We start from the raw sequence: 26762 nt of genomic DNA on the forward strand, positions 1-26762 counted from the left end.
GGCAGGCAGGCTATGGAACATATTGCACTCTGGTTAGGTGCTTTCCTTACGCTGGGGATTCTGTCTTTCCTTTACGAGGACAATCCCTGGTATAAGCTCAGCGAGGCGATTTTTGTCGGCGTATCGGCGGGATACTGGTGTATCGTGCTGTACTGGGACAATATCGTCGGTAAATTCTACAATCGGGTCGGCGAAGATCCGATGCTGTGGATCGGCATGATTCTCGGTATTTTGATGTTGCTGCGCCTCGTGCCGAAAATTGGCTGGATATCGCGCTGGCCGTTGTCGTTTATCGTCGGTGCGACCTCCGGCTTCTGGCTAATGAATTATCTTGCGTCCAACATCATGGTTCAGACCAAGGCGACCATCCTGCCATTGCTGTCGACTCACTTCGGAATGGGGGTTGACGCACCGCTGGCAATGGTATTGTCACAACTGGTAGTCGTGGTCGGCACATTCACCGGTCTGATCTATTTCTTTTTCTCGAAGGAACATCGAGGAGCGTTCGGTTACGGCGCCAAGGTCGGGATCTTTTTTATCATGATCACCTTCGGAGCCTCGTTCGGATACACGGTGATGAGCCGTATGTCTCTACTCATCGGACGCATCGATTTCCTGTTGGGCGACTGGTTGGGGTTGATCAACTAGTGACACGTCCTTCCGACAGCTTCGGCTGCCCGAGTGCCGTGCGTATCGCGCTTTTGGTTATTGCTGCTGTGATCGGTATATCGATCACGGCAGCAGCCCAAACGGAGGCCGCCCCGGCGGATTCCGTTATTGCCGATACGACAGCCGTTCGGGTGGCACCGCCAACTTCGGTGGTGGCTGAAGATCATAAATATGACGCCGGGGGAGAGGTTGACCTGTCCTGGGTTCCTTCTATAAGCGAATCGCTGCAGAATAGCCCGGTATTGGGATACCGTATTTATCGTTCGGTTAATGGAAACCCGGAGATATTGCTGGACGAATTGTTACCCGGTGAAGCTGAGTACGAAGACAAGGACGTTGTCAAAGATTCGGTCTACAGCTATCGTGTAGCAACGATTGCAACGGACAGAAGTGAATATCTCTCGATTACGACTCAGCCGTTGCAGCCACAGGTTGAAAATATCGATTTTAACAAGAGCTATTTATTTCTTATCGCGCTCGTGATTTCCGGGGCGGTGATCTATTTCGTTGAAACAGCCAAGCGCGGGAAGAAGCTCTTCGTTCGTAGAATAGCCGGCCTGGAAGCGATTGACGATGCCGTCGGTCGCGCCACCGAGATGGGGCGTCCGGTGTTGTTCATCCCCGGTATTAACGATATGGACGATGTGCAAACACTGGCGGCTTTGACCATTCTCGGCCGGGTAGCGCACACTATTGCCGATTTCGACAGCAAGATATTCATGCCGGTTTCGCGCTCGCTGGTCATGACCGCAGCGCGGGAGACGATCAAGAACGCCTATCAAACGGCCGGGCGCCCGGATGCCTATTCCGATGACATGGTAAGCTATGTTACCGATGAACAATTCGGTTATGTCGCGGCCGTCGACGGAGTGATGGTACGCGAGCGACCCGCAACGGTGTTCCTGTTAGGAGCGTTTTTCGCCGAGTCGCTCATTTTGGCCGAGACCGGCAACTCGGTCGGAGCGATTCAGATCGCCGGCACGGCTCGCCCGGCGCAGTTGCCGTTTTTTATTGCTGCGTGTGATTTTACTTTGATCGGGGAGGAGCTGTTCGCAGCTTCGGCCTACCTGTCAGGTGAACCACGCCAGCTCGGTTCGCTGAAAGGGCAGGATGTAGGCAAGTTTATTGCCATGGTGGTGATTCTTGTCGGAGTACTTTCAGTCACCCTGGCTGAAGCTTATCAAATTGGGCTGTTCGAGGGGATATTCAACTGGTTGTCTCGAATCTTCTCGAGCAACTGATGTAGAGAGATGTGATGCGACAGGCTGTACCTCTGACAATTACGTTCCTGGTAGGATTGCTCCTCATAGTGGCGGTTTTTATTCCGCCGCTCAAAGACCTGGAGCGCACCTTTACGCTGTTCTTCGATATCATTGCCGTTTTTGCCTTCTTTTTAGGAGGCGGTAATTTACTGCGTGTTCATTTCAATAAACTCAGGAACAAAAAACCGGACTGGGGATATTCGATCGTCACGATTGTCGGTTTTACCTGGATGTTGATTGTCGGATTGCTCAAGATCGGCAATCCGGGTAACATCGCTTCGGCCGTGGATGCCCCGGGATCATTGTTTTATCAGACCTTTCACACTGTTCTCGTTCCGCTGAGTTCGACCATGTACTCGTTGCTGGCATTTTTCGTGGCTTCAGCGTCATACCGAGCTTTCCGCGCCAAGAACCGCGAGGCAACACTGCTGTTGATCGCGGCTTTTATCATTTTGCTGGGGCGCACACCGTTCGGCATGATGGTCTCAGGCTGGATTCCCGATTCGTTCTCGTTATTACAGATCCCCAACCTGGCTGTATGGATTATGAATTCTCCGAACCTGGCGGGGCAGCGGGCGATCATGATCGGCATCGGTTTGGGCGTAATCTCAATGTCGTTACGTCTCATCCTGGGTATCGAACGGTCGCATCTGGGAGGTGACAAAGCATGAGCGGTATCGGTGTCATCATCTCCCTCGTGGTAATTTTCGGTGGTTTGGCCTGGCTGTTCATTCGTTCGGTGCAGGGCAAGGAAGTTGAACGCCGAGTGATTTTCCTGTTTATTTTCGTTGCGGTTGCGGCTCCGATCCTGTTCCCGATTACCTTTGAAGAAAAAGCAACACCGGTAGTGCGCAATCTGTTCGACAAGATCGAAAGCATGCCCCCCGGTTCGACCGTGTTGATATCGTTCGATTACGATCCGGCCATGGCGCCCGAAGTACAACCGATGGCCAATGCTCTGTCGCGTCATTGTCTGGTAAAAGGACACAAGGTAGTTTTCATGTGTCTCTGGGCTACCGGGCAGACACTTCTGACTCAGACGCTCGAAAATACGATACTTCCGGAGTTTCCCGACATTGTCGATGGTGTAGATTATATTAGCGTCGGTTACAAGGCCGGTAACGAGGGCGTTCTGAATGTGGTTGTGACCGATTTCAAAAAAATGTTTCCCACCGATATCAACGGCGTACCGTTGAATCAAACCGAGATATTCAAGCCGATCAAATCTTGTGCGGACTTTGACCTGATCCTTGCTCTCGGGGGAGGACGCCCGGGTCCCAAGGAATGGGTGCTGTTCGTCGGTGATGTTGCCAACGTACCGATCGGTGTCGGTGTCGCTGCCGTGGTAGCACCTCAGCTTTATCCGTATTATCCGCGGCAGGTGGTCGGTATTTTAGGCGGGGTTAAGGGTGCTGCGGAGTATGAATCGGAGCTGGCCAAAACTCATCCTCGATTTGCCGAAACCGACCAGCCCGGATTGCGCATGATGGGACCTCAGACACTGGCGCACCTGGTGATTATGGCCTTCATTGTTATCGGCAATGTGGCAATGTTCATGGCTCGCCGCAAGGGGGGGAAGGCATGAGACGATCCACTTACCTTATCTTCGGGGTGGTGACCGTTCTGTTCATCTTCTCATGGGCGATCAAAGCGCTGGTTATAGCCGGTGACGGTGGAAATTATCTGGCTCAGTCCTTCATGGTGACTTTTGCGGCCTTTCTGACTTTGGCAATTTACTCGTTCCTCTATGAGGACAATCCCCTTTATAAATTCGCCGAGCATCTATTCGTGGGGGTCTCGGCCGCCTATTGGATGTGCCAGGCTTTCTGGTCAACGATCGTAGGCAACCTGATACCACGGCTGTCCGAAGGGCTGTCGAATTATTTTATGCAACCCTATCAGGCCAGCCCATGGAATCCGGCCTATATCATACCGGTGGTGCTGGGTGTATTGTTATTGACGCGCTTGTCCAACAAGTACGGCTGGTTGTCGCGCTGGCCGCTGGCATTTATCGTCGGTACGACCGCCGGTTTGAATTTTATCAGGTACCTGCGTTCTGATTTCATAGTTCAGGTATCATCAACGTTCGTGCCCCTGATGAGCACCAAGTTACATCCATGGGAGGGGATAGGGGCGTTTTTCTCAAATTTCGATCTATCGGCTACCGGACAGTTCGCGGCTTTGCTGACCAACTGGGTGATTTTCCTTGGCGTATTCTGTGGAATCGTTTATTTCTTTTTCTCCAAGGAGCACACGGGAACGTTCGGTCGCGCTTCCAAAATCGGCATCTGGATTTTAATGATTACGTTCGGAGCATCTTTCGGTTACACCGTGATGGGGCGTATTTCGTTGCTGGTAGGTCGTATCACCTTCCTGTTCGGTGACTGGCTTGGACTTGTACAGAATTAACACACAATACATAAGAAACAACGGAGAGGCTTATGAAGCTTAAACTCCTGGTCTGGTTTCTTGTCATGGCTTTCGGCGCATCGTTGGCGCTGGCCCAGGACGAACCTGCTGTTGTCGACAGCCTGGCAATCGACACCACACAGGTAATCGGTCCGGCCCCGGTGTCGATGCTTACCGGCAAGGACAAACCGAACGATCATGGTCACGCCGTCGTTATCGGGTGGGAGACTTCTCCCGATGACGGTGCCGGCCAAAATTCGGTTATGGGTTACCAGATTTTGTTGAGTCTCAATCCTGAAGGCCCGTTCGATTCGGTTGGATTTGTTCCTGCCGGAAATGTGTCTTTCGAGCACATCGGTGCCAAGGATAAAGATGCCAAGAATTTCGTGCCCGACAACACCGATCTTTACTATCGTGTCGACGCGGTGTCGATGGGCTGGACGGCGGTGACGCCTTCAGCCGTGTTAGGCCCGATTCAAAGTTGCGGGCAATTGTTCAACCGGGGTCGTTGGGCGGTTTTGATCGCTGTCTTGATCTTTTCGTTCTTCACGATATTCTACGTGATGAAGGCCCGAGGCGGTGCTGAACTGTACATCCGTCCGATTGGCGGTATTGAAGCGGTTGACGACGCTATCGGTCGCGCCACCGAAATGGGGCGTCCGATTCTCTACGTGTTGGGACTCGGCAGCGCTGCGGATGTGGCGACGATTGCTTCGTTTACCATTCTGGGGCGTGTGGCCAAACGTGTGGCGGAATACCAGACGGCGTTGATGGTGCCGACCTATGACCCGATCGTGATGACCGTAGCTCAGGAAGTGGTTAAATCGGCTTACATGGATGCCGGTCGACCGGAAGACTATAAGGAAGACTGCGTTCACTTCGTAACCCAGTCACAGTTCGCTTACGTTGCGGCCGTAAACGGTTTGATGCTCCGCGAACGCCCTGCTACCAATGTCTATATGGGTAAGTTCTATGCGGAGTCGTTGTTGTTGGCCGAAACCGGATCCATGGCCGGATCGATTCAGATTTCCGGCACGGATGAAATTGCCCAGATTCCGTTCTTTATTGTTGCCTGTGACTACACGCTAATCGGTGAAGAATTGTATGCCGCTTCAGCTTACCTGGGACGCGAACCGAAGCTTCTTGGATCGCTTAAGGCTCAGGACTGGGGCAAGGCGATTTTTGTCGTGCTGTCGATAATCGGTTTGATTGCCGCGCAGTTGGGCTGGACAAGTTTCGTCGATTTGTTCCGGGTAGTGGATTAGAGGAGAAACCCCATGAGAAGACAAATACCTTATGCTCTCGTGTTCATCTTCGGGCTCTTCATGGTGTTTCAATACTTTGTTCCCCATGAAAACTCGGAGTGGATCTACGAGTATCTGCTGGATTGGATCATTGTAATCGGGATCTTCGCCCTGGCTTTGGGTATCTGGTCCCTGTTCAAGGTGTCCACCGATAAGATTAAAAACCGCAAAGAGGCCTGGCAGTATTCCTACGTTACGTTAATTGGTCTCTTTATAATGATAGCCTTCGGCTTCACACAACAGACAGGAGACACCTGGGGATATTATTTCCTCTGGATATTCTTCTGTATGGCCTGCATTATCTGTTTGATGAATATGCGCGCTGCCGTCAACGACGGCCGGAAGAAGATGTGGCTCGCGGGTGCCGTTGTAACGCTGCTTGGAGCTATTCTGGTGGCTGTGTTTGATGACGCCTGGGCGTTTCATTTCTATACGCCTGAAGGACTCGAAAACAGCATGTTCCGGATATTCTTCGACTATGTTATGATGCCGATTCTGGCGACGATGTTTGCTCTTCTGGCGTTCTACATCGCTTCGGCTGCCTATCGAGCATTCCGGGCTCGTAACGTCATGGCCTCATTGCTGCTCTTGTCGGCATTGCTGGTTATGTTGCGTTTCAACCCGTTCATTCCCGGCGCCGAGTATGTTGCCAAAGCGTCTAACTGGTTGATGAACGTTCCGAATCTGGCCGCTCAACGTGCAATCGTAGTTGGGATTGGATTGGGTATCGTTGGGACCGCTCTGAAGGTGATCCTCGGTATCGAACGCGGCTATATGGGTAAAGGATAAGGAGGAGCGCATGAAAGCATTTGAAAAACTGATGATGCTGGATCGGCGCTGGGTCTTCCTGTTCCTGATCATTGTCTGCGTCTGGTCGTACGTGGTCGATTTCTCGATCCCGATTCTGACCGAACCGGAAACCGAGGCGATCTATAAATTCATCGACAGTTTGCCCGAAGGCGATATCGTCTTCATTGCTATTGATTACGATCCGAACAACCTGGCCGAATTGCATCCCATGACCTATGCCCTCGTGGAGCATTGCTGGCGGAAGAAACTTCGGATCATATTTACAGCCCTTTCCCAAAACGGACCCGGTATGTGCGATCAAGCTATCCGCGATCTGACCGATTCGCTCAGCCTTGATCGTGAATTTAATGGTGTCACGTACAAAGGGCGCGAGATTGTTAACGGCAAGGATTACTGCTTCCTGGGCTACAAGCCTTATTACGGCATTGTTATTCTTGGTATGGGGCAGGACTTCCGTTTGCCGTTCCCGTCCGATTATTATGGAACGCCGATCGACTCGATCCCGATGATGGACGGCGTTATGAATTACGACCAATGTGCCTGTGTGATCGATTTGTCGGGTGGTAATATCACCGATGCCTGGATCTCATACGGCCAGGGTCGATTTGGTTTCCCACTGTTTCTCGGTTTGACCGGAGTTATGACCGCACAGTACTACCCGTATCTCGGTTCCGGTCAGGTTCGGGGAATCATGGGCGGATTGCTGGGCGCAGCTCAGTACGAAGAGCTGGCCGACAATCCCGGTCGTGCGAAGGATGGTATGCGAGTGCAGTTATTCGCACACATGGTTATTATCCTCTTCATCATAATGGGTAATATAGGTTTCTTTGCAGCTCGTCGTCGCGAGAAGCGGGAAGGAGGTATGGCATAATGGATTTCACTACCTTCTTATGGGCAACTTTCGGGGTATTCGTTACGTTGGCAACGCTGTCGTTTCTGTACAAGGATAACCCGTTCTATAAGTTCGCCGAGCATCTCGTGGTAGGTGTGTCAGCCGGATACTTCGTGATTATCTTGTGGCATACCGGCCTGGTGCCGAAGCTGTTCGAACGTCTGGCCGACGGCCATTGGTATTACGGTTACCTCGATGCCTCAGGCTGGTTCTATGTGATTCCCGCCCTTCTGGGTATTATGATGTGGACCCGTTTCTCGAAGAACTATGCCTGGGTCTCACGCTGGCCGCTGGCGCTTTATATCGGTATTGCTTCCGGTCTGGCGATTCCTCTGGAGATGTCCAACCGAGTGAATAAGCAGCTCGTAGCCATGATGACGCCGATTGATTTCTCCAATTTCTTCGGCCATGGCGGCTTCAACCTTCTTGATGTGTATAGCGGATTGTCGCAGGTGCTGATTATCATCGGTACCTTGACGGCAATTATTTATTTCTTCTTTTCGAAGGAACACACCGGCGCATTCGGAGGCGCGGCCAAGTTGGGTATCTGGGTTCTGATGATCGGATTCGGTGCCTCGTTCGGCTATACCGTAATGGCTCGTATTTCTCTTTTCATCAACCGTCTTCAGGATGCTTTCGACTGGGGACATGTGGCGTTCGACAGAACCAACGAGAATTGGAGTGCCTGGTTCTTGATTGTGTTCTGGGCTTTTGTCCTGTTCGTGGTCGGGTATATAGTATTTGAGATAATCAAATACTTCACCGATCGCGGTAAGGAAGCGCCCGTTCAGAAGTAATTATTTGTTACATTTGGAAATAAAGCCCTGCCGTGGTAACGGCGGGGCTTTTTTATTTTGGTGGTGTATGTAAAATACGGCAGTTCTTCCACTAATCTTTTGGATGTTTAACTCGTATAACAGACAGCAAGAAAAAGCGCAAAATATGACCAGAGTTTCATGGTGTATGTCATTTGCCGAAGGTATTGTAATAATTAGCCAAACACCAAGAAGATACGGCAGATTGGTTCTTGTTCGACAACTTATATGATTTCAATGCGTTATGGATGCTCATTATTTTACAATTGATAAGTCATGAAGAAAAGGAGAGTTAACTGTAAGTTTTTCTTGAAAATACACATTATTTACTTGACATACAGGTAATGTTTTCCTATTCTGAGTGCTGGAGGAACCATTTACCAGAGACCGGGTAATGGACGAAGATGGAAGGGTAGCCATCTTTGACACACACGGAAAGTGAGGTAGGTAATGGCTCGGACAAGTGAGTCTGCCCAGGCCAAAACCAGCACCGACAACGAGGCTAAGACCACTGAGAGTGGGGCCAGGAAGGGAAAGCTTTCGACTGCGGAAGCGCGCCGTGAGTATCAGCGACGCTACTACCAGATGCACAAGGAAAAGGCGAAGGAATATCAACGCCAGTATAACTTGACGCACAAGAAAAAAGCACGGGGTGGTAGAGGCAAAGCCAGTTTCACGGCTCCTCGAGAAGTCGTCCGCACCACATTCAACACGGCCGATTTGATGCATGCGCCGGTTGAAAAAACGGTGAAGATGCTCGAGAAGATTATCAAAGGTGAGAGGTTTTTCACCATGTAGCTGTCGGTGACGGCTACGGAAAAATTACGGCGGCCGTCATTTAAGGCGGTCGCCCGACAATTCGGTTCAGTTAATCCTGATCGAACGAAAAACACTACGGGACAGGTCTGCTTTCGCTTTGAGAAAGTGTGGCGGCGGATAGCTACGCCCGGGAGAATTAAGTCCTTCAGTCGCTTCTTACGGGGATCTCCTCGTCTATATTATTTAGTTGCCTTTTGCTTGAGGAGGACATTAATAATATCAAGCAATTTTGTCTGTTTTATGATAGAGTAAAAGGAGTCATTATGTCGCCTAAGAAGACTTCAGGCGCCGACAAGACCGCCTCGAAGAAAACAAGCAAGAAGACGACGAAAAAGACAACCAAGGGAAACGCTGAACCGGCGGCCCGGAAGACGGCCGTCAAAAAGTCAACGGGAAAGACGACGAAAACTGTGACCAAGACAACTGCTACTAAGGGGCGTTCCAAGAGCGCCGCTGCATCAGGCAAGTACTACTATTTCTTTGCCGACGGCAAAGCCGATGGCAATGCCGATATGAAAGACCTGCTCGGGGGGAAAGGCGCCGGGCTGGCCGAAATGACCAACGCCGGTATTCCGGTACCTCCGGGATTCACGATCACGACCGAAGTCTGCAGGTTGTATTACGAAAACAATCTCACGGTGCCTAAGGAGATCGATGCCGGACTCGAAGCCAGTGTGGCAATGATGGAAAAGGCTACCGGCAAGAAGTTCGGTGATGCCGATAATCCCCTGCTGGTTTCAGTCAGATCCGGAGCCAAATTCTCCATGCCGGGCATGATGGATACGGTTCTTAATCTGGGTCTTAATGAAACCACACTCGAGGGGCTGGCTGCCCGGTCCAACAACCGTCGTTTCGCACTCGACAGCTATCGTCGTTTCATCAGTATGTTCGGCAATGTCGTTCTGGGAATCGATAAAGATGTGTTCGAAGAGGTCATCACCAAGACCAAGGCGACCCGTCGTGTAAAACAGGACAGCTCGCTTCAGGAAGCGGATCTCAAGGACATCATCAAGAAGTTCAAGAAGATTATCAAGCGTAAGACCGGTGAAGATTTCCCCGACGATCCGTTCGTTCAGTTGCGCATGTCCCGGGACGCGGTGTTTCGCAGTTGGAACAATCCCCGGGCTATTTCCTATCGGCGGCTCAATAATCTGCCGTCGGATCTCGGAACCGCGGTAAATATCCAGACGATGGTTTTCGGTAATCTGGGCAACGACTCCGGTACCGGTGTTGGTTTCACGCGTAACCCCGCCACCGGTGTGAAGGAGTTCTACGGAGAATACCTGCTCAACGCCCAGGGTGAGGATGTGGTCGCCGGGATTCGTACACCACAGCCGATTGATCAGCTCAACACCGATATGCCCGAAGTGTACAAACAGCTCAAGTCGATAACGACACGGTTGGAAAAACATTACCGTGATGTACAGGATTTCGAATTCACCATTGAAGACAAGAAGCTGTACATGCTCCAAACCCGTACGGGCAAGCGTACGGTGCAGGCCGCCATACGCATTGCGGTGGATATGGTCAAGGAGAAGTTGATCACCAAGGAAGAGGCGATCATGCGCATTGAGCCGCAACAGCTTGATCAGTTGCTTCACCCGAGTCTCGATCCCAAGGCGACTTATGATGTGGTCACTACGGGTTTGGCGGCATCGCCGGGAGCAGCCTCGGGAGCGGTTTATTTCACGGCCGATGATGTCGTTAAACACGGCGCTAAGAAGCCGTCCGTACTGGTTCGCGAAGAGACCAATCCGGACGACATCGAGGGCATGAACGCTGCGGTCGGTATTCTTACGGCGCGTGGCGGCATGACTTCACACGCCGCGGTGGTCGCGCGTGGTATGGGCAAGTGCTGTGTCTCCGGCGCTGAGGCGATCCGGGTCAATGCCAAGAAAAAGCAATTCCAGATCGGTAAGCTGATTATCAAGGAAGGCGAGATTATCACGCTCAACGGCTCGACGGGTCAGGTGATTCTGGGTGAAGTACCAACGGTCGATCCGGAGCTTTCCGGTGAGTTTTCCGAGTTCATGAGTTGGGCGGATGAAATCCGTCATTTGCGGGTTCGGACTAACGCCGACACGCCGCGCGATGCCGAGCAGGCGATTAAATTCGGTGCTGAAGGTATCGGGCTTTGTCGCACCGAACACATGTTCTTCGCTGAAGATCGTATCCCGATCGTACAGCGTATGATTCTGGCCGATACTCCCGAGGAACGACAGGCAGCGCTGGACAAGTTACTCCCGTTCCAGAAGAAGGACTTCATCGGAATTTTCAACGCCATGAACGGATTGCCGGTAACGATTCGTACACTCGATCCGCCGCTTCATGAGTTCCTGCCCGATAAAGCCAGTGTCCAGGCTAAAATCGATGCCCTTGACAAGAAGGATGACGAATACGAAGAGAAATACGAGCGGTTGCGTAAGGTGCTCCGCCGTATTGATGAACTCAAAGAGGTCAATCCGATGCTCGGTCATCGTGGTTGCCGTCTGGGTATCGTATATCCCGAAATCACTGAAATGCAGGTTCGCGCTATCATTGAAGCCGCCTGTGCTTTACTGAAGGATAAGAAAAAGGTCCATCCTGAGATCATGATCCCGTTGGTCGGACATGTCAACGAGTTCAAAAATCAGAAAGAGGTGGTTCTGAGGGTGGCGGCTGAGGTGATGGCTCGCCGCAAGATCAAGAAGCTGGATTTCATGGTCGGAACGATGATTGAAATCCCACGAGCAGCTCTCACCGCCGATGAAATCGCGGCCGAGGCCGAATTCTTCAGCTTTGGCACCAACGATCTGACCCAGATGAGCATGGGCTTCTCACGTGACGATGCCGGTAAGTTCCTCAATTTCTATGTGGAAAACGGCATTTTACCCCGGGATCCATTTGTCTCACTCGATCAGGAAGGTGTCGGCCAACTGATCAAAATGGGACGGGACAAAGGTGTTTCTGTCAGAGAGGATCTCAAGGTCGGTATCTGCGGCGAACACGGCGGCGATCCGGACTCGATCGACTTCTGTCACCGGGTCGGGATGAACTATGTCTCCTGTTCACCGTTCAGAGTGCCGATTGCCCGTCTGGCGGCAGCTCAGGCGACGATTCGCAACGGCAGCAAGTCAAAGGCGAAATCGAAGTAAGTTTCACGCCGAATTAAGGTATTGAATAAAGCGCCGTCGGTTGCCTGGCCGATGGCGCTTTTCTTATTGCCCTGGACCGGGGGATACGGGCAACTTCCGGTCGTAGACTACGGTCGTCCGCAAGGGGGAACTTTCGCTTGACTTTTGAAACAGGATGGCTTGATTCAAATTTGATTTAGCCGGTCGTACCCGTGGTATTCGGGACGGTCTATTAAGTGGTTATTAGTTGTAATTGATGGACATAAAGAAGGATATATGAAACATCCATTAGATATGATTTTTCGCCCTCGCTCGGTGGCCGTGATCGGGGCAACCTCGCGCAAGGGTTCAATCGGACGGGAAACGTTGCATAACATTTTACAGGCAGAGTTCAACGGCAAGGTATTCCCGGTCAATCCCTCAGCCGAGGTTATTCAGTCCATAAAGGCTTATCCGAGTGTACTTGATATACCGGATATGGTCGATATGGCGATCATTATTGTTCGTAAAGAATTCGTGCGCGATGTCGCCATCCAGTGTGGGAAGAAAGGTGTTAAAGGTCTGGTAGTCATCACGGCCGGATTCTCCGAGGTGGGTAAAGAAGGAAAGAAGCGCGAGCAGGAAGTTTTAGCTGTTTGCAACGAATACGGCATGCGCATGATCGGCCCCAACTGCTTTGGCGTTGTCAACACCGATCCTGAGATCAATCTTAATGCCACTTTCGGCAAAACCTACCCGCGGCGCGGACGTATCGGTTTCGTGACCCAGTCCGGGGCGATGGGCGAGGCGATTATGAATATCGCTCGTGATCTCGGGATAGGATTCTCTTGTGTGGCTTCCATCGGCAATAAGGCGGATATTTCCTCCAACGACATGTTGGAGTATTTCAAACGTGATCCCAATACCGACATTATCCTGTTGTATCTTGAGAATTTCGGTAACCCGGTGAAATTTACCAAGATCGCACGCGAAGTCTGTCGGATTAAGCCGATTGTCGCAGTCAAATCAGGTCGCACCAGTCTTGGAGCCAAAGCCGCCTCGTCGCATACCGGGGCTTTGGCCGGTCTGGATGTGGGGGTGGATGCGTTGTTCGAGCAGACCGGTGTGATGAGAGTGGATACGGTCGAAGAGCTCTTCGATGTTGCCAATGCTTTGTCCAAACAACCGGTGCCCAAAGGCAACCGGGTGGTGGTGGTTACCAACGCCGGCGGTCCCGGTATTCTCGCCACGGATGCCCTGATCAATCACGGCATGGAAATGCCGGCTTTGTCGGAATCTACGGTCAAAAAGCTCAAGACCTTCATTCCGGCGGAAGCCTCATTCTCCAATCCGATGGATATGGTTGCGGGAGCGGGTCCGAAGGAGTTCAAGCAGACGCTGGACGCGGTCAAGAACGATGCCCGCTACGATTCGATTATTCCGATTTGCGTTCCTCCGGTTACCATTGACCAGATGAAGGTTGCCGAGACAATAGCCGAAGCGGTCAGCAAAAGTAAGAAGACAGTGTTGGCCTGCTTCATGGGGACCGGACTCAGTTCTCCGTCGATGAATTACCTGCGAGAGCATGGTGTCCCGGTTTATATTTTCCCCGAGGCGATTGCCAAAACCCTTTCGATAATTCACAAATATCGCCGTCGTATCAGTGAACCGTGCGGTAAATTCAAAACGTTCAAGGTCGACAAGGAGAAGGTTCAACAGATCATCGACAACGCCCGCTCCGAAGGTCGCGGTTCGATTGTCGGAGATGAAGCGATCAGTATTCTTTCCGCTTACGGTATTCAGGCCATGGCTTATCGTTATGCCTGGTCGGCGGAGGAAGCGGTCAAGGTCGCCGGCGAGATGGGTTATCCGGTGGTGATGAAGATCAATACGCCGCCGATTCTCCACAAGACCGAGGTCGGTGGTGTTATGGTCGATCTGCGCACCGACAAGGAAGTTTTCGATGGTTTCACGTCGCTGAAAAAACGCATTAGCGAGTTGGGCGAAAAGGGTAAGTTCTCAGTGGCGATGCAGGGTCTGATTACCGGCGGTGTCGAAACGGTTATGGGTATGACGATTGACCCCTCGTTCGGTCCATTGATTATGTTTGGACTCGGTGGTATCTATGTCGAAATTATGAAGGATGTCTCGTTCCGGATCAATCCGTTGACCGACGTCGGAGCTGATGCCATGATTCACTCGCTTAAATCGTTCCCGTTGTTGAACGGTTTCCGGGGAGCGCCGCCGGTAAACCAGAAGGTGCTCAAGGAGACGCTCCTGCGTTTATCGCAATTGGTCAAGGATATTACCTGTTTTGCCGAGATCGACATCAACCCGTTTATTGTGTCTCCGGATAAAAAACGGTGTGCCGCGGTTGATGCACGTTTCATCCTGACTAAGAAGTAAGCGGTTCGACGGGAGTTACATGGCCGGAGATGAAACCGCAAGGTCATCTCCGGCGGTAAGGGATTACACTATGAGAGAGGGGTATTATGAACTATGAGCTGAAGTCAATAAGAACATGGTCGGTCGTAAAGGCCGTCTTCTTCCTGAGCCTCATTACCGGTTTCGCTGTGGGAGTGCTTTATGCGCTCTTCATAGGTCCTATTATTTTGCTAGGAGAAAGCTTCGGAGCGAATCCTGCCGCAGAAAACATAGGTGTGGGTGTTATTCTGGTCATAATGCCTTTCTTCATGGCTTTTATCTCGGCTGTGATTAATACTATTTTAGTAGCGATAGGTGTACCGCTGTATAACCTGTTGGGTAGAACCATAGGTGGTATCGAGTTTAGCTTGGAGGCTAAGGATACTCCGATAACTCCGATACCGGCTCCACCACAAGAGTTATCGAAACCCCTGATTGTCTCCCCGCCACCACCGCCGCCGGTGTCAACTTCGGAAATCGAACCCGAAGAATCCACCGTATTACCTGACGAGTCACAACCTTCTCCCGGTGAATCGCCGGCGCCCAATTCCGAGACAACCCCGGAAAGCTCCGATAACGACAACGATGATGCCAGACAGGATGATAAACCGACGCAGTTATGAATACGGACGATAAAAAAAGAAAAGTCAGAGTAAGAATTGCCCCGTCACCGTCGGGGTATGTACACGTGGGAACGGCACGAACGGCTATATTCAATTACCTTTTTGCTCGTCACCATGGCGGTGATTTCCTGGTTCGGATCGAGAATACCGATGAGACTCGCAGCAGTCAGGAATTCGTTGACGGCATCCTCGAAGCCATGAAATGGCTCGGATTGACCTGGGACGAGGATATCATTTATCAATCGGATCGCGCTGATCTCTACGCCGAGCATGCGCAGAAGATTCTCGAATCAGGTTATGGTTATCGCTGTTTCTGTACCCCCGAGCAACTTCAAGCTGATCGTGATGAGGCTAAAGCCAACAAAAGCTCGATGTTGTATAACCGTCGTTGCCTGAAGCTCAGCCGGGAAGAGGTCGATCGGAAACTGGCCGATGGTGTCCCTCACACGATTCGTATCAGGATTCCCGACGGAGAGCTGGAGTTCGATGATCTGGTTTCCGGTCATCTCACTCGTTCCTCGAACGATGTGGAAGATTTTATCATAGCACGTTCCGACGGTTCCGCCACCTATAACCTGGCGGTTGTCGTGGATGATCATCTGATGGATATCAGCCACGTTATTCGCGGCAATGACCATGTTACGAATACGTTCAAACAGATCCAGATATATAAAGCGCTCGGTTGGGATGTCCCTCAGTTTGCGCATGTCCCGCTGATTCTTCGTCCGGATAAAAAGAAGGTTTCCAAGCGGCTTGGAGACAAAGACGTGGTCGCTTATCGCGAAGAAGGTGTTCTTCCCGAGGCGATGCTCAATTACCTTTGTTTATTAGGTTGGTCGCCCAAGACGGATCGTGAAATATACTCACGCGATGAACTCATCGAGCTGTTCAACGCCGAGAACTTCAACTCCTCGAATGCCATTTTCGATGAAGAAAAGCTGCTGGCGTTCAACCAGGAGTATATCGCCCATGCCGGTGAACATGAGTTGGCCGTGATAGCAGCTCCGATGCTGGTCGATGCGGGATTTACGACAAAATACTGGCTCGAAACCCGCTGGGAATACCTGCGTCAGGTGATTGGTTTGTTCAAGCCGCGTATGAAAAAAGTGTCCGATTTGATAGACCAGTGTGATTATTTCTTCAGCGGTGACTTTCAGTACGATCCCGAAACTGTCGCCAAACGGTTCACTCCGGAAGCCGCCGGCTGGTTGACTGAACTGGCGGATCGTTTCGAGAAATTGACTCGGTTTGTTCCTGAAGAATTGGAACGAGTGCTGGATGAACTGGCCGAAGAGTTGGGTCAGAAACGAGCGGCTTTAATTCATCCCACCCGCCTGGCGGTGTCGGGACGACCGCACGGACCGGGTCTTTTTGAGATGCTGACGGTACTTTCTCAATCGGTAGTTATTGACAGAATGCGAAAAGCAGCCGATTATATCAGACATAATAACAAGTAACGTCCTGCAATGGAGTGATTGTTTTGGATAGTAAGACCGAGCTGGCCAATTTGCTAAAGACCGCGATCAAGGGGGAAGAGGACGGTTACATGTTCTATGACCTGCTCTCCAGGAAGAGCGATAACGCGGACGCCAGGCGTAAACTGGAGAACCTTCGCGACGACGAACTGGGACATAAGGAAACTCTGATAGAGATATACAAAAACAAAATCGGTGGTGAGATTGGTGAGCTGCCGGAGAAGGGGCTTACGGCTCTGGCGGAAGTGTTCAGGAAGGGACACCTTGAGGATCTCAAGAATGAACGCGAATTTATCAATCTGGCCATCGAGGCTGAACTGGCTGCTACTAAATTTTATGAGGAGCAGGCAAAGTCTGCCGTATTCGACGAGCACAAAGATGTCCTGCTGCGCATGGCCAATGAAGAGCATCGTCATTACGAGTTGCTCATGGCCGAACGTGAGGCCATAAGCGGCAATTACTACTGGTTTGGTTTCGACAACAGCGCTCCGCTCGAAGATTGAGCGGCAACGCCGGAAAACCGACTACGGACAAACTGATCAGGAAAGGGTTCCTTCGTGGAATGGGTCTGTAGTGTCTGTGGATATGTGCACACAGATGTAGAACCGCCGGGACAATGTCCGGTGTGCGCCGCTCCAAGCGGCAAATTCTCAGAGTATTTCGGTGATCTCGATGCCGACGACACCGACATGGATGATGGTCTGGATGATTTTGACCGCGACTTGTTTGCGGATTTCGATGACGAATAAGCACATGGAGGTTGCCTACGCATCCCGACGATAGACATAAGCTGAAGGTAGGAGACGAAGCGCCGGATTTCACCTTACCTACGCACAATGAGGGGGAGTTGAATCTCAACTGGTATCGCGATCGGAAGAACGTCGTGCTGGCGTTCTATCCGGCTGACTGGACGCCGGTCTGCGCCACTCAGGTGCCCGGTTATCAGGAAGTCTACGAACGGTTTGAAGATTATGATTGCCAATTGCTGTGTGTCTCGTGCGATTCGATTCCATGCCATATCGCCTGGGCGCGTTCCATGGGTGGTCTGTCATTTCCATTGATGTCGGATTTCTGGCCACACGGTGAGGTTGCCAAGCTCTATGGAGAATTTAACACACGGGGATTCTCGAATCGTTCCGTGTATTTAATTGACAAGAAAGGCATTATCCGATTCATCGAACGAGTCGATCCCGCCGAAATGCCCGATAACGATAAGCTGTTCAATCAACTGGCAGCCTTACAGGAAAAATAGGGGAACAAGAGCATCTTTGCTTCGGTTGTGTTAACACAACTTATGGAGGAATGAAGTATGCTTACAATCGGTTCCAAAGCACCGACCTTCAACCTGGACGGCTCCGGTGGCGGTAAGGTCTCGCTCGCATCTCTTAAGGGGCATTTCGCCGTTATAGTTTTTTATCCTCGGAACAATACCCCCGGCTGTAACCGGCAGTTAACCGGTCTGGAACAAGCCCGCCCGGAATTCGAGAAACTCAATACTTTGGTGCTGGCTATTAATCCAGCCGATATAAAATCTCACCAAAACTACTGCGAGAAGAAGGGCTTCAAGTTCCCGATTTTATCCGATCCCGAGCGTCTGACGCTGACCAGGTACAAAGCTCTCAAGGATGACGGTCAGAAAGTGCAACGGTCGGTGTATGCGGTCGATCCCGACGGAAAAATCATTTTTGCCCAACAAGGACAAGCCGACTATAAAGAGATCATGGAGTTGATCAAGAGCCGAATGTAACCATGAGTGCTCAATTTTCAGGCGACAGGCAATCTGAAATTTACGACATCACTATCATTGGGGCCGGACCGGTCGGTCTCTATGGTCTCTATTATGCCGGTTTGCGTTTGATGAAAGCCAAGGCTGTCGATATGCTGGAGGAAGTAGGCGGTGGCCTGACGGCGCTCTATCCCGAGAAATATATTTACGATGTGGCCGGTTTCCCCGAGGTATTGGCCAAGGATCTCGTTAAGCAGCTCAAAGATCAGGCCGGACAATACCCACAGACGCTTTGTCTGGGCGAGAAAGTGCTCGGAATAGAAGATGTGGATGATGACTTGTTCAAGATTGTCACCGATAAAGGCGAGCATTTCTCCCGTACGGTCGTTATATGCACCGGCTTGGGAGCGTATATCCCGCGGAGTCTGGATATCCCGAATATCAGGGAGCTTGAGGGCCGAGGAGTGTTTTATTTCGTGCGAGAGCCGGAGCGATTCAGGGATAAACGGATTCTGGTCGTGGGGGGCGGTGATGCCGCTTTCGATGCCTCATTGATGCTGGAGCCAATTGCTCGCTCGGTGGTGCATATCCACCGCAACGACTTCTTCAACGCTTATGAGGATTCGATAGTCAAAGTCCGTCGCTCTCGGGTAGATTTGAAAGCGCCTTTCTGGGAGTTGCAGCGGATCGAGGGAGAAGATTGGGTTGAGCGAGCCACGATTGTCAACTCCCGAACCGATGAAGCGATTGATCTCGAAGTTGACGCGATTTTCTTGAATCTCGGTTTTCTTACCAATCTTGGTCCGATTGAAGCCTGGGGGCTGGCAATCGATAAAAACGCGATTATCGTAGATAGTCGTATGAGAACCAATCGTCCCGGTATTTTTGCCGCCGGTGATATTGTTACTTATGATGGAAAACTTAAGCTGATCTCGACCGGCTGCGGAGAAGTGGCGGTTGCGGTCAACAACGCCAAGAACTATATTGATCCGAAAGCCAAGGTTAGTCCGGGGCATTCGACCGAAAAGCATGTTCCGGCCCAACGCAAAATGACAAGAATGATATCTCAGAACGAAATTGAAAAGTGATAAAATAGATGTATTTCACTCTGCCACAGGAATACAGACAAGCCGACAAGAATGAGTTGATCGAGCGTATCCAGGCCGCTCGCAAGGAATTGGGCGACCGTCTTTGTATCCTTGCGCATCATTACCAGAGGATGGAAGTCGTAGAGATGGGGGACTACCGGGGCGACAGCTACGACTTGTCCAAAACGGCAGCTTCCAGGAAGGATGTCGAACTCATCGTTTTCTGCGGAGTACATTTTATGGCCGAATCGGCCGACATCCTCTCGGGCGATCATCAGAAGGTCTTTTTGCCCAATCCGCTGGCCGGTTGTCCGATGGCCGACATGGCTGAAATGGCCGATGTACTCGAAGCCTGGGAATACCTCAAGCCGTTCGGTGCTGAAGAACGATTCATGCCGATTTCCTATATGAACACTACCGCCGGACTCAAAGCTTTCACGGGCAAGTATGGGGGGGTGATCTGTACATCCTCGAATGCCCCCAAGGCTTTCAACTATGGTTTCAGTCACCGCGAGAAGGTTTTTTTCTTCCCGGATGAAAACCTCGGATACAACACCGGTCTGAAATACGGTCTCAAGCCGGAAGAAATGGTCCTTTGGGATTTCTCCCGAAAAGAAGGCGGTCTCACCCGGGAACAAGTCGATAAAGCTCGGTTGATTCTCTGGAAGGGACACTGTCATGTGCATACGACCTTCAAAGCCGAACATGTGAGGAAGGTCAAAGAAGACGACCCGGAAGCGCTGGTGGTGGTGCATCCGGAATGCCCGCCCGACGTAGTAGCGGCCGCCGATGCCAACGGCTCGACCAAGTTCATTGTCGATTATTGTGAAAAAGCCCCGGCCGGGGCGACGATTGCGATCGGCACCGAAATCAATCTGGTGGCGCGCATGGCCGCCACCTATCCCGACAAGAAAATTATCGAGTTGTCCGGTCAAACCTGCCCGGTTTGCGCCAATATGTACCGGACGACTCTGGGCGACCTGGCCTATACCTTGGAAAACTACGCTGATCTTAAACCGATTAAGGTCCCGGAACCAACCCGTAGCGATGCCCTCATTGCTTTAGAAAAAATGCTTGAGATCGCCTGAATTCGAGAACATCTGAGGGGTTGGGGTGTTTCTATATCTTAGAATTCGAATTGAAGGGATAAGGATATAGATTTATGGCGATGGATGTATTAGTCCCCCAGATGGGGGAGTCGGTGCTGGAAGGTACTATTCTGGAGTGGAAAGTCAAAGTAGGCGACAAAGTTAAGTTGAATCAACCATTGGTCGAGTTGATGACCGACAAAGTCAATGTCGAGATTCCGGCCGAGGCTGAGGGAGTAATAGTCGAAATTCTGGCCAGGGAAGGTGAAGTAGTTCCGGTCGGTAAAAAGGTGGCGGTAATTGACGACGGCAAAGGTGAGGTCAAACCTTCGACTCCCAAGTCCGAAGAGCCAAAGGACGAGGTCAAGCCACCCGAACCAACAGCCGCCAAGTCTGTTCCGGTTGCTCCTGTACCTGCGACCAAACCTGCTCCCAGAGCGACTGGGCCGATCGAACGGGCTAAGATGTCTCCCAAGGTCAAGATGATGATCCGCGAGTACAATCTCGATCTATCTAGGATTATTCCGACCGGTCTCGAAGGACGCGTAACAGTAGAGGATATCGAGCGTGCCGTTGCCGACCGCTCCAGTTCTGCCGGATTCACGCCCGGCCCGATTCCGGCGCCACCGGTAATGCCGTCAACTTTGTCAGTTGCGGCAAAGGATGCTCCGACCGAGGCCAAACCGGCCGTGCCGCTGGTCAAGGTTGATATCCCCAGGTTTGAACCGCTTCCGGAAGTGCAGCGTGTTACCCGTGAACCGCTGGTGGGGGTGCGCAAGATGATCTCCGACCACATGGTCAAGTCAGTGCAGACATCGCCGCATGTCACCACGTTTGAAGACCTCGATTTGACCGAATTGGTCAACTATCGCGATGAGATCAAGGGTAACTTCAAGCGTACTTACGGTGCGAATATCACGTTCATGCCGTTCATCATCAAGGCGGTATGTCTTGGCCTTCATGAGTTCCCGAAGATCAACGCTTCGATGACCGACTCCGAGATTATCTTCAAACATTTCTACAACATCGGGATTGCCGTAGCTCGTGATGAAGGCCTTATCGTGCCGGTGATCAAGGATGCCGATAAGAAAACACTGGTCGAGCTGGCTGTCGAGTTGGCTGAACTGGGTGACAAAGCTCGCACTAACCGGTTGACGCCTGATGATGTCTCGGACGGGACCTTTACCTTGACCAATGCCGGAATGTTCGGAGCAACTGCTTCGACACCGATCATCAATCAGCCGCAGGTGGCGATTCTAGGAATTCACGCTATTGTTAAAAAGCCCTGGGTGGTCGACGGTGAAATCAAAGTGCGCGACATTTCGACTTTCGGTTTGTCGTTCGATCATCGTCTGATCGACGGGCACGAGGCGGTACAGTTCCTGCATCGGGTCCACGAGTATTTATCCGATCCGCGCAAGATGCTTCTCTCTCTGCGCTAGAGGTCCGATGACCGATCTATTTAACACCCGCTATGGCTGGATTCTCCGGGCCGGTTTGGTTGATTACAAACTGGCCTGGAAATGGCAGAAAAGCCTGGTGAATATGAGGCGGGAAGGGTTGGCGCGAGACACGATCCTCATGCTGGAACACCCGCCGGTGGTGACGGTCGGCAAGGACGGGCATAAGGAGAATTTCGCGAAGTGTGACCTTGAACCGATTCATATTGAACGCGGGGGAGATGTCACTTACCACGGTCCCGGGCAGTTGGTCGTTTACTTTATTTTCAATCTCACCCGTCGCGGCCGCGACGTGCGCAAATTCATCACCAATCTTCAGCAGGGAATCGTCGATGCCTTCGCGGATCTCGGGATCGAATGCACGATTCGCAAAGGCGAACATACCGGGGTATGGGTTGGGGATAGGAAAATCGCCTCACTGGGGGTGGCGGTCAAACGCTGGATAACTTACCACGGGGTGGCGATCAATCTGAACACCGACCTGAGCGAGTTTAACCGGATAAATCCCTGCGGCTTCAAGGCCGAGACCATGATCTCAGCCAGGGAGCTAATCGGTAAAGATCTAGATATCGAGAACTTCGCGGATATTCTTTTAGAACATTACGCCAACCTTTTTGTTACTAAATTCGAGCCGGTCGATTTGGCAAGCCTGGCGGAAGAGCTGGAGTCTCAGGCCGGCGGATATACGATTTAGTAAATCAGCAGGATCAATTATACCAGCGAGGAGCAAGATGGAACTTGCAGGTAAAGTAGCCTTTGTGTCCGGTGGGACAAAAGGTATCGGCTTCAGCGTCGCTCAAAAACTGGCCGAAAAGGGCGCTCATGTGGTGCTCAACTATTTCCGCAGTCGCAGTGCGGCCGATGAGGCGGTCAAGGTAATCAAGGGATACGGTGTCGACTGTTACGCCCATCGCGCCAACATCGGCAATCACGAGCAATTGCCGGGGATTTTTGAGAAAATCAAGGAGCGTTTCGGACAGCTCGATATCATGATATCCAACGCCGCGCTCGGTTTGTTTACCAGGATGATGGATATCGACGACAAAGCCTGGGACCTTTCCATGCATACCAACGCCCGGGCGTTTCTCAATTGTGTTCAACTGGCTTCGCCCATGATGCCGGACCACAGTCGGATCGTGGCGCTGTCATCGTTAGGTTCTATTCGATACATTCCGGGATATGCCGCAATCGGCGTCTCCAAAGCTGCGATCGAGAACATCGTCAAATACACGGCGATCGAGTTCGCCCCACGAAAAATTAGCGTCAACTGTGTCTCCGGCGGATTTATCGATACCGACGCCCTCAAATCGTTCCCGACTTATGAGTCGATGCTCAAAGAAGTCTCCGAACGAACTCCTTTCGGGCGAGTCGGTAAACCGGAAGAGATAGCCGATGTCGTGGCTTTTCTGGCCTCTCCCAAGGCTTCGTGGATTACCGGCCAGACAGTGATTGTAGACGGCGGCTATTCGTTGATGTAAAATAGGGATTAACCGTTTGGGATTATGCCGATATCTCCTGGCCGAGATATCGGCGTTTTTCGTGATTCAGAATTATGATTGACGGAAAGGGCTATTGGGTTATATTAAACCAGAACAACATAGTCCATGTCTCCGAACGATGGGAGGTCAATTTGTTCAAGCCATTGGGAATTTGTCTATTACTGCTGACTTTGGGGATGGTGTCTTATGCCGCCGATAATCCTCCAGGCGATTTCAGGTTGTTGCTCGGGATGTCAAATCCCAGCCTCAGCAATCTCAACGATTATTACATAGACCAGTTCGCCGCTCCGATCGGTCTGACCGATGAAAATTTCGGATCTGGTTTGAGATGGGGATTAGATTTTTCTTATCCCATGTTCGGCGGCAGGCTGAGGGTGGGCTTTGTGGGGATCGAGACCGGTATTGACGACAGTGAACCGATAGATATGGATTTGGTGGACAAGTCGACCGCGACTTACATCGCCGACAGCGATTTCGATGTCTCCTGTGCGGTTATAATGCTGAGATTCGAGAAATGTTTCGGGGTATTGTCCCGAACGCTCTGGATTGGCGCCGGTCCGCAGTATGGATTCGGTAAAGTTGATCTGAGCACGAACTGGCTTGACGATGCCGGATATGCCGAACCGATTGATGAGAAAGTCAAATACGACGCCGATGGATTAGGGTTAAACATCGCCGCCGGCTCCGAATTGATCTCACTCGGGCCGGTGTTCTCAGCGATTGAGGTCGGCTATGACTGGCTGGATTTAGGGCACCTGCGAGACGAAGACGGCGCCTATTGGCGGCTGGATGTAATTTCTCCGGGGCGTGCTCTGGATCTTGATCTAAGTGGGCCGTACTTTCTGGTAGCAGCAGGATTTAAGTTATGAAGCGGGCTTTTCTTCTATCGGGTGGATTGTTGGCGACCTTACCGCTGTTGCTGTTGCTTGCCTTTGGATGCAGCGACCGGGACGAGATCCTTTATGATATCCCCGCCGATGTTTTCATCAATCCTGAGGATACGGTACCTATCGAAACGGAATGGATCGATTCCGCTTTCATGGTACGTATCGAGACGGTGGAAGACGCCTATCAGGGGATGGTGTGTTCCCTGGCTGTTAAGATCAGTCCGACACTGATCGACGATGGGGCCCTTGGCGGCTTCGATTTGTTGATCCAATATGATGTCACGGGACTCTCGTTGAATTCGGTTCAACCGGGTAGTTTTCTGACCGATTGTGACTGGGAGTATTTCACCTACCGCCAGGGCGCAAGCGGCAATTGCGGTAGTGCGGCCTGTCCGAGCGGAATCGTGAGAGTTGTTGCTATCGCTGATATAAACGACGGTGAGAACCATCCGACTTGCAGCGTCGATGATTTCGACGAAGAGGTCGAAATGGCCAGACTCTATTTCTATGTCTCGAATAACCGCGTGTTGGAATGTGTTTTCCTGCCGATCCGGTTCATCTGGTATGACTGCGGTGACAACGGCTTATCCAACACGTCCGGTTCAGAGTTATACCTCTCCCGGTATCTTTGGGACTCCGACTCGACGGTCGGTGATTTTGATGTTTCCATTCTCGATTCCATACAGGAATTCCCGACTTTGTACGGCGCGAACTATGTTTGTGACACGCTCTACCAGGACAATCCTAACAAGCCTGAGTTGATTCGATGGGTGGACTTTGTCAACGGGGGCGTCGATGTGATTTGTGCCGATTCGATCATTGATCGCGCTGATCTCAACCAGGACGGTGTTGCCTGGGAGTTGGCTGATGCGGTCAAGTATCAGGACTATTTTATGCAGGGGCTGAGCGTCTTCGGCGGTTATCAATCGGCGGCAACCGCAGCGTCGGATGCCAACCTCGACGGCGAAACTCTTACTGTGGCCGATCTAGTGTTTCTGATCAGGGTCATGAACCTGTCTCAGATAGATACTACCTGGGCCGACCCGGAAACCAGCACGCACTCCTTCGTCGGCGATATCCTGACGATTGATCGACCGGTGGGAGCGGTGTTCATGACAGCCGCCGGGGAAGTGGTACCGGAGAACCTTAGCGATGTGTTCGATCTTCAATACTACTACAACGGTGAAGACACCCACATTCTTCTCAGCAATCTTGATGCGAAAACCGACAGCGGGCCGCTGATTCGTGTTCCGGGCGGATATGATTCTATAGAAGTTGCGACTCAGTTCGGCGGTGAAATGGTGCTTCTCGAACAAAGCTATCTGCCCGACATCACCGTTTCATCCAACCCCTCTGGCGGACTTACGCACTTCGCCTTTGACTGGCCATACGGAGGTGGCTGGATTTTGCGCATATTCGACTACAAGGGAGCGCAGGTTGCGGGATTCTACGGTACTCCGGAACGCGATGTCGATTCACTCGACTGGTATTTCTCAGGTCTGGCTCCACAGACTTACTTCGCGAATCTCTATCGCGGAGACCGGATTATCAGAACCGTTACATTGTTCAAGACAAGGTAGGTATGGTTATGAAAGACAAGAGGGGAAGGGCAGTACTGATCTCGCTATCTCAGCTATTACTCGCCTTTGGGTGCAGCGATTCAGAAAAGGGGCTGTTCGATATGATTACCGACGCGGGGGACGGCATAGGCTCGAGTTGGGCCGACTCCGCCTACATTGTGAGCATCGAGTCCGTTGAAGAGGCTACTCAGGGAGCGGTGTGCTCGGTGTCGGTGACGATCACGCCGGCTCAAGTGAGTCCTTCTTTTGTGACCGGTTTCCGGCTTTTGGTTGGATTCGATCCGGCGTGCTTGTGTCTTATGACTGTTCAGCCCGGTGAGTTTCTGGTTGACTGCGACTGGGAGCAGTTCTCCTACGCTCAGGGGGTGAGCACGGACTGTGGTCCGGAGCCATGTCCCTCGGGGGTGGTCCATATGACGGGTTACGTGGGAGTGAACGACGGCGACGGTGATCCGTTATGTTTGATCGAAGATTGGGAAAACGAAGTTGAGTTGGCTCGTTTGTACTTCCTGGTCTCCGATGATCGTACTCTCGAATGCACATTTGTACCGATTCGATTCATTTGGTACGACTGCAACGACAACTTGCTGTCTACCGCCTCCGACACTGTTATGTTCTCTCGTTATTTGTGGGACTATCAGGACTCGATAAGGGAGCCTTCGACTTCGCTGCATGAATATGACGGTATTTTCCCGAGTTATCTGGGGGCGCTTGAGGATTGCATCAACGCCGCGGAGAATCCCCGCGTTACTATTGAGCCGATACGCTGGATCGATTTTGTCAACGGCGGTGTGGATATTAACTGTGCCGACTCTGTCGATATTCGTGAGTGATACTGCT

Annotated in this window: 26 protein-coding genes; all 26 read left to right on the forward strand. The window is 51.5% G+C overall.

The window, feature by feature from the left end; translation table 11 throughout:
- Window positions 1-12: 12 nt before the first annotated feature.
- The 26 genes from PLF13_12085 to PLF13_12210 all read left to right on the forward strand — a co-directional run bounded on the left by PLF13_12085 (window position 13) and on the right by PLF13_12210 (window position 26755).
- Window positions 13-648: a hypothetical protein gene (locus PLF13_12085; protein ID HOP08018.1), complete on the forward strand. Its 636-nt coding sequence runs from the start codon at window positions 13-15 to the stop codon at window positions 646-648.
- Entirely contained in the window at window positions 648-1910 is a 1263-nt protein-coding gene (locus tag PLF13_12090) for a hypothetical protein (GenBank protein HOP08019.1), read from the forward strand. Before PLF13_12085 ends, PLF13_12090 begins: the two co-directional genes overlap by 1 nt.
- 14 nt (window positions 1911-1924) lie before the next feature.
- A complete protein-coding gene (locus PLF13_12095; GenBank protein HOP08020.1) occupies window positions 1925-2602 on the forward strand; it encodes a hypothetical protein in 678 nt (225 codons plus the stop codon).
- Window positions 2599-3516, forward strand: a complete 918-nt coding sequence (locus tag PLF13_12100) for a hypothetical protein (GenBank protein HOP08021.1) — start codon at window positions 2599-2601, stop codon at window positions 3514-3516. The genes PLF13_12095 and PLF13_12100 overlap by 4 nt, the downstream gene beginning before the upstream one ends.
- The gene (locus PLF13_12105) at window positions 3513-4340 is read left to right on the forward strand and encodes a hypothetical protein (GenBank protein ID HOP08022.1); all 828 of its coding nucleotides are present in this window, start codon (window positions 3513-3515) and stop codon (window positions 4338-4340) included. The genes PLF13_12100 and PLF13_12105 overlap by 4 nt, the downstream gene beginning before the upstream one ends.
- Window positions 4341-4372: 32 nt before the next feature.
- Window positions 4373-5605, forward strand: a complete 1233-nt coding sequence (locus PLF13_12110; protein HOP08023.1) for a hypothetical protein — start codon at window positions 4373-4375, stop codon at window positions 5603-5605.
- Between the two features lie 12 nt (window positions 5606-5617).
- On the forward strand, window positions 5618-6433 hold the full coding sequence (locus PLF13_12115; GenBank protein ID HOP08024.1) for a hypothetical protein: 816 nt from the start codon (window positions 5618-5620) through the stop codon (window positions 6431-6433).
- A gap of 10 nt (window positions 6434-6443) precedes the next feature.
- Window positions 6444-7325, forward strand: a complete 882-nt coding sequence (locus PLF13_12120; protein ID HOP08025.1) for a hypothetical protein — start codon at window positions 6444-6446, stop codon at window positions 7323-7325.
- Window positions 7325-8143 carry a hypothetical protein gene (locus tag PLF13_12125; GenBank protein ID HOP08026.1) on the forward strand — a complete coding sequence of 273 codons (819 nt, stop codon included), beginning with the start codon at window positions 7325-7327 and terminating at the stop codon, window positions 8141-8143. Before PLF13_12120 ends, PLF13_12125 begins: the two co-directional genes overlap by 1 nt.
- A gap of 468 nt (window positions 8144-8611) precedes the next feature.
- Complete coding sequence (locus PLF13_12130) at window positions 8612-8959, forward strand: hypothetical protein (GenBank protein ID HOP08027.1); 348 nt, start codon at window positions 8612-8614, stop codon at window positions 8957-8959.
- A gap of 284 nt (window positions 8960-9243) precedes the next feature.
- Window positions 9244-12114, forward strand: a complete 2871-nt coding sequence (gene ppdK, locus PLF13_12135) for a pyruvate, phosphate dikinase (GenBank protein HOP08028.1) — start codon at window positions 9244-9246, stop codon at window positions 12112-12114.
- A 255-nt stretch (window positions 12115-12369) separates the two neighbouring features.
- Window positions 12370-14478, forward strand: coding sequence for an acetate--CoA ligase family protein (locus tag PLF13_12140; protein HOP08029.1), 2109 nt, complete (start codon window positions 12370-12372; stop codon window positions 14476-14478).
- 86 nt (window positions 14479-14564) lie between these two features.
- Entirely contained in the window at window positions 14565-15119 is a 555-nt protein-coding gene (locus PLF13_12145; GenBank protein HOP08030.1) for a hypothetical protein, read from the forward strand.
- Window positions 15116-16576: a glutamate--tRNA ligase gene (gltX, locus tag PLF13_12150; protein HOP08031.1), complete on the forward strand. Its 1461-nt coding sequence runs from the start codon at window positions 15116-15118 to the stop codon at window positions 16574-16576. Before PLF13_12145 ends, gltX begins: the two co-directional genes overlap by 4 nt.
- Window positions 16577-16599: 23 nt before the next feature.
- Window positions 16600-17097 (forward strand): ferritin family protein, encoded by a 498-nt coding sequence (locus tag PLF13_12155; GenBank protein HOP08032.1) that lies wholly within the window; start codon window positions 16600-16602, stop codon window positions 17095-17097.
- An 84-nt stretch (window positions 17098-17181) separates the two neighbouring features.
- Window positions 17182-17343 carry a hypothetical protein gene (locus tag PLF13_12160; protein ID HOP08033.1) on the forward strand — a complete coding sequence of 54 codons (162 nt, stop codon included), beginning with the start codon at window positions 17182-17184 and terminating at the stop codon, window positions 17341-17343.
- A gap of 11 nt (window positions 17344-17354) precedes the next feature.
- On the forward strand, window positions 17355-17846 hold the full coding sequence (locus PLF13_12165; protein ID HOP08034.1) for a redoxin domain-containing protein: 492 nt from the start codon (window positions 17355-17357) through the stop codon (window positions 17844-17846).
- A gap of 57 nt (window positions 17847-17903) precedes the next feature.
- Window positions 17904-18341, forward strand: coding sequence for a peroxiredoxin family protein (locus tag PLF13_12170; protein HOP08035.1), 438 nt, complete (start codon window positions 17904-17906; stop codon window positions 18339-18341).
- Window positions 18342-18343: 2 nt separating this feature from the next.
- Window positions 18344-19408: an NAD(P)/FAD-dependent oxidoreductase gene (locus tag PLF13_12175; GenBank protein ID HOP08036.1), complete on the forward strand. Its 1065-nt coding sequence runs from the start codon at window positions 18344-18346 to the stop codon at window positions 19406-19408.
- Between the two features lie 8 nt (window positions 19409-19416).
- Window positions 19417-20496, forward strand: coding sequence for a quinolinate synthase NadA (nadA, locus tag PLF13_12180; protein HOP08037.1), 1080 nt, complete (start codon window positions 19417-19419; stop codon window positions 20494-20496).
- A gap of 74 nt (window positions 20497-20570) precedes the next feature.
- Complete coding sequence (locus PLF13_12185; GenBank protein HOP08038.1) at window positions 20571-21938, forward strand: dihydrolipoamide acetyltransferase family protein; 1368 nt, start codon at window positions 20571-20573, stop codon at window positions 21936-21938.
- 7 nt (window positions 21939-21945) lie between these two features.
- Window positions 21946-22650, forward strand: a complete 705-nt coding sequence (gene lipB / locus PLF13_12190) for a lipoyl(octanoyl) transferase LipB (GenBank protein HOP08039.1) — start codon at window positions 21946-21948, stop codon at window positions 22648-22650.
- Window positions 22651-22687: 37 nt separating this feature from the next.
- A complete protein-coding gene (locus PLF13_12195; protein ID HOP08040.1) occupies window positions 22688-23434 on the forward strand; it encodes an SDR family oxidoreductase in 747 nt (248 codons plus the stop codon).
- Window positions 23435-23508: 74 nt separating this feature from the next.
- Window positions 23509-24324, forward strand: a complete 816-nt coding sequence (locus PLF13_12200; GenBank protein ID HOP08041.1) for a hypothetical protein — start codon at window positions 23509-23511, stop codon at window positions 24322-24324.
- Complete coding sequence (locus PLF13_12205; protein ID HOP08042.1) at window positions 24321-25922, forward strand: hypothetical protein; 1602 nt, start codon at window positions 24321-24323, stop codon at window positions 25920-25922. Before PLF13_12200 ends, PLF13_12205 begins: the two co-directional genes overlap by 4 nt.
- An 8-nt stretch (window positions 25923-25930) precedes the next feature.
- Entirely contained in the window at window positions 25931-26755 is an 825-nt protein-coding gene (locus PLF13_12210) for a hypothetical protein (GenBank protein ID HOP08043.1), read from the forward strand.
- The last annotated feature ends 7 nt before the right edge of the window (window positions 26756-26762 follow it).

Source organism: Candidatus Zixiibacteriota bacterium (assembly GCA_035380245.1).
In the GTDB taxonomy this organism is placed as follows: domain Bacteria; phylum Zixibacteria; class MSB-5A5; order GN15; family FEB-12; genus DAOSXA01.

Coding starts and splice junctions, on each gene's coding strand:
- PLF13_12200 (HOP08041.1), top strand. CDS start 23,509: ATGATTGACGGAAAGGGCTATTGGGTTATATTAAACCAGAACAACATA.
- PLF13_12210 (HOP08043.1), top strand. CDS start 25,931: ATGAAAGACAAGAGGGGAAGGGCAGTACTGATCTCGCTATCTCAGCTA.
- PLF13_12085 (HOP08018.1), top strand. CDS start 13: ATGGAACATATTGCACTCTGGTTAGGTGCTTTCCTTACGCTGGGGATT.
- nadA (HOP08037.1), top strand. CDS start 19,417: ATGTATTTCACTCTGCCACAGGAATACAGACAAGCCGACAAGAATGAG.
- lipB (HOP08039.1), top strand. CDS start 21,946: ATGACCGATCTATTTAACACCCGCTATGGCTGGATTCTCCGGGCCGGT.
- PLF13_12195 (HOP08040.1), top strand. CDS start 22,688: ATGGAACTTGCAGGTAAAGTAGCCTTTGTGTCCGGTGGGACAAAAGGT.
- PLF13_12125 (HOP08026.1), top strand. CDS start 7,325: ATGGATTTCACTACCTTCTTATGGGCAACTTTCGGGGTATTCGTTACG.
- PLF13_12145 (HOP08030.1), top strand. CDS start 14,565: ATGAACTATGAGCTGAAGTCAATAAGAACATGGTCGGTCGTAAAGGCC.
- PLF13_12105 (HOP08022.1), top strand. CDS start 3,513: ATGAGACGATCCACTTACCTTATCTTCGGGGTGGTGACCGTTCTGTTC.
- ppdK (HOP08028.1), top strand. CDS start 9,244: ATGTCGCCTAAGAAGACTTCAGGCGCCGACAAGACCGCCTCGAAGAAA.
- PLF13_12095 (HOP08020.1), top strand. CDS start 1,925: ATGCGACAGGCTGTACCTCTGACAATTACGTTCCTGGTAGGATTGCTC.
- PLF13_12140 (HOP08029.1), top strand. CDS start 12,370: ATGAAACATCCATTAGATATGATTTTTCGCCCTCGCTCGGTGGCCGTG.
- PLF13_12185 (HOP08038.1), top strand. CDS start 20,571: ATGGCGATGGATGTATTAGTCCCCCAGATGGGGGAGTCGGTGCTGGAA.
- gltX (HOP08031.1), top strand. CDS start 15,116: ATGAATACGGACGATAAAAAAAGAAAAGTCAGAGTAAGAATTGCCCCG.
- PLF13_12175 (HOP08036.1), top strand. CDS start 18,344: ATGAGTGCTCAATTTTCAGGCGACAGGCAATCTGAAATTTACGACATC.
- PLF13_12110 (HOP08023.1), top strand. CDS start 4,373: ATGAAGCTTAAACTCCTGGTCTGGTTTCTTGTCATGGCTTTCGGCGCA.
- PLF13_12170 (HOP08035.1), top strand. CDS start 17,904: ATGCTTACAATCGGTTCCAAAGCACCGACCTTCAACCTGGACGGCTCC.
- PLF13_12100 (HOP08021.1), top strand. CDS start 2,599: ATGAGCGGTATCGGTGTCATCATCTCCCTCGTGGTAATTTTCGGTGGT.
- PLF13_12205 (HOP08042.1), top strand. CDS start 24,321: ATGAAGCGGGCTTTTCTTCTATCGGGTGGATTGTTGGCGACCTTACCG.
- PLF13_12130 (HOP08027.1), top strand. CDS start 8,612: ATGGCTCGGACAAGTGAGTCTGCCCAGGCCAAAACCAGCACCGACAAC.
- PLF13_12115 (HOP08024.1), top strand. CDS start 5,618: ATGAGAAGACAAATACCTTATGCTCTCGTGTTCATCTTCGGGCTCTTC.
- PLF13_12120 (HOP08025.1), top strand. CDS start 6,444: ATGAAAGCATTTGAAAAACTGATGATGCTGGATCGGCGCTGGGTCTTC.